Genomic DNA, 1001 nt, shown 5'->3' on the forward strand with positions numbered 1-1001 from the left:
CCGCCGTACGGCGAGGCGCCGCCCGCCGGCGGCTCCTGCGGCTTCCTCAGGAACGGGTCGTCCTCCGGCGGTTCACCGGAGCCGGACCCGGGGTGGTCGGTACTCATGGCCCGAGTCGACCCCCTCCGGACGCCTGCCGCATCCGGCGGCGGGCGTCCGGGGGAACCGCGCCGCCGTACGGGGCACCCGCCGCCCCGTAGCGGTCAGTTGTCCCCGGCGACGAAGGTGTGCGCGGCCTTGTCGTGCCAGCACTGCCGCCAGGGGCGGTCGAACAGGCACCACGCGACATTGACGATGCCGACGGCCAGCACACCGAGCACCCCGTACACCAGCCAGCGCTTGACCGCCGCCCCGGCGGAGGGCGTGTCATGGCCCTCGATGTCCAGCACCCGCACCCCGCACAGCCTCTTGCCGAGCGTGCGCCCCCATTTGACGGTCGGCAGCACCTCGTACAGCCCACCGCCGATCAGCAGCACCCCCAGCACCACGGCGAGCAGCGGCGCGGTGGCACCGTCGAGCAGATAGACCGTCACCTGACGGCCGGACTGCTTGGCCGCCTCGATCTTGGCGTCGATGTGGTCCACCGCGGGACCCCACAGCGGCAGCGCGGCCGCGGCGGTGGCCGCGCCCACGACGACCGTGTCGATCAGCCGGGCGGCGATCCGCCGGCCGAGGCCCGCGGGATGGCCCTGCGCGGCCTGCATCGCGGCGAGGAACGTGTCGGAGGCCGGCGGCTTCCAGGGGACCACGCCCTCGTCGGCCCCCGGCCCGCCCTGCTGCGGGAATCCGCCCGGCACGGGCTGCGGGCCGGCGTGCGGCGCCGGGGTACCCGGGGGCCACTGCCCCGGGGGAACGGCACCGGGGCCCTGGGCGGTCGGGCCCTGGGCCCCGGCCGGGAACTGATGGGGGGACGGCTGGGGCTGGAGGGGCGGGAAGGGCTGCGGGGCGGCGGACGGATGGGGCTGGGCCTGCGGCAGCGGCGTGACGGGTGGGGACGCCGG

At 76.8% G+C, this 1001-nt stretch carries 1 protein-coding gene; it reads right to left on the minus strand.

The features are described 5' to 3' along the window. Positions 1–203: 203 nt before the first annotated feature. On the minus strand, positions 204–1001 hold a 798-nt coding region (locus AC51EU_RS30770), incomplete at its 5' end, for an RDD family protein (protein WP_496270374.1).

It is taken from the genome of Candidatus Streptomyces philanthi, assembly GCF_059553635.1.